This is a genomic window from Flavobacterium sp., assembly GCF_039930565.1.
Taxonomy (GTDB): domain Bacteria; phylum Bacteroidota; class Bacteroidia; order Flavobacteriales; family Flavobacteriaceae; genus Flavobacterium.
Window position 1 is genome coordinate 1 of the sequence record NZ_JBDTTP010000128.1, and the last position, 6,579, is coordinate 6,579.

A 6,579-nucleotide genomic window follows, 5' to 3' on the forward strand; every position below is an offset into this window, starting at 1 on the left:
AGTTAACATGAAAATATCTTACAACTGGTTAAAACAATTTATTAAAACAGACTGGACATCAGAGCAGACATCTGAATTATTGACAGATTTGGGCTTAGAAGTTGAGATTGTCGAAAAATACCAATCGGTTAAAGGTGGTTTGGAAGGAATTGTTATAGGACATGTTCTCACTTGCGAAAAACATCCGGATGCAGACAGATTAAAAATTACCACTGTGGATATTGGTTTAGAGGACCCAATCCAAATTGTTTGTGGTGCTGCTAATGTTGAGGCAGGACAAAAAGTACCTGTAGCAACAATCGGGACAGTTTTATATGACAGTCAAGGTGAAGCTTTTACAATAAAAAAAGGAAAAATACGTGGTCAGGAAAGCCATGGGATGATATGTGCAGAAGATGAATTAGGGCTTGGTACAAGCCATGATGGGATTATGATTTTGGATGATGCACTTGAACCCGGAACGCTGGGCTCAGAAGTTTTTAAAGCGGTTAATGATGAAGTTTTCGAAATTGGTTTAACCCCAAATCGCGCAGATGCGATGAGCCATTACGGAACTGCACGTGATTTAAGAGCCGGAATGCTTCAGCGGGGTGTACATGTTGAATTGATTACACCTTCTGTAAGCAATTTCAGGGTAGATATGAGGACCTTGAAAATTGATGTTAATGTCGAAGAGCCTCTACTGGCTCCAAGATATTGCGGTGTAACGATTTCCGGTATTACTGTTGAAGAATCTCCATCATGGTTGCAGGATCGTCTAAAAGCAATCGGATTAACTCCAAAAAATAATATTGTTGATGTTACTAATTATGTTTTGCACGAACTAGGCCAGCCCCTTCACGCTTTTGATGCTGGCAAAATCAATGGAAAAATATTCGTAAAAACACTTCCGGAAGGTACAAAATTCACAACTTTAGATGATGTTGAAAGAACATTACACAAAGAGGATCTTATGATTTGCGATGAAAAGGGTCCACTGTGTATTGCCGGAGTTTTTGGAGGAAAAAAATCCGGGGTCACTGAAGGAACGACTTCTATATTTTTAGAAAGTGCTTATTTTGATGCTGTCAGCATTCGTAAAACAGCTAAAAGACATCAGTTAAATACTGATGCTTCATTTAGGTTTGAAAGAGGAATTGACCCAACAATTACAGAATATGCCCTTAAACGTGCTGCAATTTTAATTCAGGAAGTGGCCGGAGGAGAAATTACATCGGATGTGATAGAAGTATATCCTAAAAAAATAGAAGATTTTTCTGTTTTGTTGAATTTTAGTAATGTTTATAAAATAATTGGGCAGGAAATTCCAAAAGACACAATAAAGAAAATATTAGTTTCCCTGGATATTAAAGTTAATAGTGTTTCTGAATCTGGCTTGGGATTAACCATTCCTGCCTACAGAGTTGATGTTCAGCGTGAAATAGATGTGATTGAAGAGATTCTGAGAGTTTATGGATACAATAACATTGATTTCTCTACGAAATTTAATGCTACAGTCGCTAATTCACCACGAACTGAAGATTATAAGGTGCAAAATGCAATAGCATCGCAATTAAACTCACAAGGTTTTCATGAAATGATGGCCAATTCCTTAACCACAGCTGCGTACGCTAAATTGTCGACTGTATTAAAGGAAGAACATAATGTAACAATGCTAAATCCTTTAAGCAGTGATTTATCAACGATGCGTCAATCTTTATTGTTTTCGGGTTTAGAAGCAATTTCATACAACATCAACAGAAAAAATTCAGATTTAAAATTGTTTGAATTCGGAAAAACATATCATAAGTTTCTTAACGGTTATGAAGAGCATAAACATCTAAGTTTATTGATTTCGGGAAACAGAAATAAAGAAAGCTGGACAAATCCTCAAAAAACAACTGATTTCTTTTTATTGAAAGGATATGTAAAGGGTATTTTAAATCGCTTAGGAATTGACAAAATTTCTAATGCTCCGGTACAATCTGATATTTTTTCAGAAGGAACAGCTATTTGTTATAATAATGATACACTGGTTGAAATGGGAGTGATTAAAAAATCAATACTGAAACATTTTGGAATTAAACAAGATGTTTATTATGCTGATTTTAAATGGGATTTGGTTTTAAAAATAATTACAGGAAAGATTAAATATTCTGAAATACCCAAATATCCTGAAGTCCGCAGGGATTTAGCCTTGTTGATTGATCAGAATACAACCTACGAAAGTATTTATAACCTGGCCAGACAAACAGAAAAATCTCTTTTGAAAGATGTCAATTTATTTGATGTTTATGAAGGTGATAAGCTTCCGGATGGTAAAAAATCATATGCTTTGAGTTTTACAATTCAGGACAATACAAAAACCCTGACTGATATTCAGATTGATAAAATAATGTCTAATCTGCAGGAAACTTTTGAAACTGAACTGGGAGCAAGTTTAAGATAAGATTTATAAAAAAAACACCAGCAAATGCTGGTGTTTTTTTTATCCTTAAAGATTATGTATTTTTAATTAGCGTTTTGTGAAAAGCTTTTTGAACAGATTAACAATCCCCAAAACTATAATTCCTAATATAAAACCTACAACAAATTCTTTTATAATTGAAGGGATGTTTATTTTAGCCGATAAGTGATGAAAAAATGGAATGTAATGTACAAAGATTCCGCCGGCAACTAACAGTAATGCAATTGTACCAACAACTGTCAGGCTTTTTATAACTAATGGAAGCGCTTTTACCAGAATATTACCAATAAATTTTGATATACTTTTTTCTTTTTTGCTAAACTTAATAAGCTTATAACCTGCTTCATCCATTCTAACAATAAGAGCGACAATGCCATAAACACCAATAGTTGCTATTAAGGCAATTATTGAAGTTACAACGATTTGCTGCATTAAAGGCTCTTCGATTACCGTACCCAAAGCGATAATTACAATTTCTACAGATAATATGAAATCAGTTATTATGGCCGATTTTATTTTACCTTTTTCCATTTCCAAAATTTCTTCTTCAGTAAAAGAATCTTCAGTTATTCCTTCTGATTCCTTGTGACTGTGTGGAAATATAAATTCATAAATCTTTTCAGCTCCTTCGTAAGCTAAAAAAAGTCCTCCAAGAACCAGAATTACAATAATTGCAACGGGTAAAAAGGCACTTAACAAAAATGCAATTGGCAGAATAATTATTTTGTTCAGGAGTGAACCTTTACTGATTGCCCAAAGTACAGGAAGTTCTCTTGATGAAGCAAATCCTGAAGCTTTTTCGGCATTTACAGCTAAATCATCGCCCAAAATACCGGCCGTTTTTTTTGCTGCAACTTTACTCATTACTGCAACATCATCCATAATTGCTGCGATATCATCTAATAGGACAAAAAAACCTGTTGCCATTATAATTTAATTTTTAGTATTTAAATCCGGATATTTTAAGTTTTGCGAAAATAATACTTTTGATTTAATTTCCGGCTAAAAAATTAACTGCATTGACCTAAAAGCACCCAAATAATAATAAAAACCAAAATAGTACCAAAGCATCCGCCTCCTAATTTTTTTGCACCGTAACCCGCAAGTAACCCTCTAAAAATGTTATTCATAATTTTATATTTATAGTTTATATTAATTTTAAATGTTTTCGTAAAGATCTTGATATTATCAATATTTAATTTATATTACTTTTAATAAAACTTTCAAGATTTACAGATTACTTGCATAAAAAAACACCAGCTGTACAACTGGTGTCTTAAAACTATTATAACTAAGAACTTATTTGGCTAATTCTAGTTTTTGATTTCTAAAAACCAACTTACCATCAAAAGCATCAATTAAAATAATGCTCTCTGTTGTAATATGTCCAGCCAGAATTTCTTTAGATAACTGATTCAAAACCTCACGCTGAATAACACGTTTTACAGGTCTTGCACCAAACTCAGGATCGTACCCTTTATCTGAAAGATACTTGATTGCTTCAGGAGTTGCATCCATGGTAATACCTTGCTGTCCTAGCATTTTGCTAACGCTTTTAAGTTGTAAACTCACAATTCTGGAAATATTATCGACTGTTAAGGGCGTAAACATTACGATTTCGTCTATACGATTTATAAATTCCGGACGAACAGTTTGTTTCAATAGTCCTAAAACTTCAACTTTTGCAGCCTCCATTGCAGCTTCGGCACTTCCTTTTAAATTCTCAAATTTCTCTTGTATAATATGACTTCCCATATTTGAGGTCATTATGATAATTGTGTTTTTAAAATCAGCCAGACGACCTTTGTTATCCGTTAATCGGCCTTCATCCAAAACTTGCAATAAAATATTGAACGTATCCGGATGCGCTTTTTCAATCTCATCCAACAAAATCACAGAATACGGTTTTCTTCGAACAGCTTCAGTTAACTGTCCACCTTCGTCATAACCCACATATCCCGGAGGAGCACCAACTAAACGGCTCACACTATGACGTTCCTGGTACTCACTCATATCGATGCGTGTCATGGCATTTTCGTCATCAAAAAGATATTCTGCCAAAGCTTTTGCAAGTTCCGTTTTACCAACTCCGGTTGTTCCTAAAAATAAGAATGTTCCAACAGGTTTTTTCATATCCTGCAATCCGGCGCGGCTTCTGCGTACAGCATCACTTACAGCTTCTATCGCTTCTTCCTGACCTACAACTCTTCTGTGTAATTCTTCTTCCAGATTAAGGAGTTTTTCTTTCTCTGTCTGAAGCATTTTCATTATCGGAATTCCTGTCCATTTTGCCACAACTTCGGCAATATCTTCGCGGGTTACTTCTTCTTTAATTAATGAATTGCCAGATTGATATTCCTGCAATTGTTTCAATAAAACATCAAGACGTTCCTGTGCTTCTTTGATTTTTCCGTAACGAATTTCGGCTACTTTTCCGTAATCACCTTCGCGTTCTGCACGTTCTGCTTCGTGTTTAAAATCTTCTATTTCTAATTTTACAGCCTGAACTCCATCTACAACATCTTTTTCAGATTTCCATTTGGTGTAGATTACATTACGTTCTTCTTTAAGGTTAGCCAAATCCATATGAAGGATTTTAAGCTTACTCTCTTCTTTTTCACGTTTAATCGCTTCAATCTCAATTTCCAACTGCATGATTTTACGATCCAGAACATCTAATTCTTCTGGTTTTGAATTGATTTCCATACGCAATTTAGAAGCCGCTTCATCCATCAAATCGATTGCTTTATCTGGTAGAAAACGATTCGTGATATAACGTTGCGAAAGTTCAACAGCCGCTATAATCGCTTCGTCTTTAATCTGAACTTTATGATGCGTTTCATATTTTTCTTTGATTCCACGCAAAATCGAAATGGCACTTTCAGTGTCCGGCTCATCCACAAAAACCTTTTGAAAACGACGTTCTAAAGCTTTATCTTTCTCAAAATATTTTTGATATTCATCTAAAGTCGTAGCCCCTATTGCTCTTAATTCGCCACGAGCCAAGGCTGGTTTCAATATATTAGCCGCATCCATAGCGCCCTCGCCTCCACCCGCGCCTACAAGCGTGTGAATCTCGTCAATAAATAAAACAATATCTCCTTCGGCGGCAGTGACTTCTTTTACAACCGATTTTAAACGTTCTTCGAATTCTCCTTTATACTTTGCGCCTGCAATCAATGCTACCATATCAAGAGAAAAAACGATTTTATTTTTTAAATTTTCAGGTACATCACCATCAACGATTCTATGGGCTAAACCTTCAGCAATGGCCGTTTTACCAACTCCGGGTTCTCCCACCAGCATTGGATTATTTTTGGTTCTGCGTGTTAAAATTTGCAGTACACGACGAATTTCTTCATCACGGCCAATAACCGGATCCAGTTTTCCTGAACGGGCTAATTCATTTAAATTTTTAGCATATTTATTTAATGAATTATAATTTTCTTCTGCAGATGCCGAGGTCACTCTTTCTCCCTTTCGAAGTTCTTCAATAGTTGCCTTTAAGGCTTTTCCAGAAACACCCTGATCTTTTAAAATTTGAGCAACTTTACTTTTTGAATCAAAAATGGCTAAAATTAAATGTTCGATCGAAACGTATTCGTCGTTCATTTTTTGTGCAATGATTTCAGCTTCGTTCAAAGCTTTATTCGCATCTCTGGAAAGCACAATATCGCCACCAGTAACTTTTGGAAAGCTCTGAATTGTTGAATCTAATATTTGTAAAAACAAAGGCACATTTACGTTAAGTTTTTTCAGAATAAAAGGCGCTACATTTTCATCAACCTCAAAAATGGCTTTAAAAATGTGTTCGTTTTCTATTTGTTGCTGCCCATATCTTTGCGCCAGCTGCTGGGAAAGCTGAATGGCTTCCTGTGATTTTGTGGTAAATTTATTGATGTTCATTTTTTTATGATTTAGTTTTTTTTGCCTTTTCATCGATACCATTAAATTTTGAATTTATTGCGTCAAATTTTAAAATCAAATGATATAACTTTGTATCGATATTCAAATTATATTCCACAGTAAAAATAAAGACAAAATGACATCAAAACTATGATGTTTATCATTTTTAAATGTCAAAAAGTCACAAAACAAGTCAATTATGAGTTTTTTAAATTCAATATTCGGAA

3 protein-coding genes are annotated in these 6,579 nt (G+C 34.6%); 1 reads left to right on the plus strand and 2 read right to left on the minus strand.

Features of this window, described 5'->3' with window-relative positions:
- The first annotated feature begins 7 nt into the window (after window positions 1-7).
- Window positions 8-2,428 carry a phenylalanine--tRNA ligase subunit beta gene (gene pheT, locus ABI657_RS18690; RefSeq protein WP_348098789.1) on the plus strand — a complete coding sequence of 807 codons (2,421 nt, stop codon included), beginning with the start codon at window positions 8-10 and terminating at the stop codon, window positions 2,426-2,428.
- Window positions 2,429-2,494: 66 nt separating this feature from the next.
- Here the strand turns inward: pheT and ABI657_RS18695 are convergent, their stop codons facing one another.
- Together ABI657_RS18695 and clpB are read right to left on the minus strand one after the other, a co-directional pair.
- Window positions 2,495-3,373 carry a DUF808 domain-containing protein gene (locus tag ABI657_RS18695; protein WP_348098787.1) on the minus strand — a complete coding sequence of 293 codons (879 nt, stop codon included), beginning with the start codon at window positions 3,371-3,373 and terminating at the stop codon, window positions 2,495-2,497.
- A 372-nt stretch (window positions 3,374-3,745) separates the two neighbouring features.
- The gene (gene clpB, locus ABI657_RS18700) at window positions 3,746-6,352 is read right to left on the minus strand and encodes an ATP-dependent chaperone ClpB (RefSeq protein WP_348098788.1); all 2,607 of its coding nucleotides are present in this window, start codon (window positions 6,350-6,352) and stop codon (window positions 3,746-3,748) included.
- Window positions 6,353-6,579 lie beyond the last annotated feature (227 nt).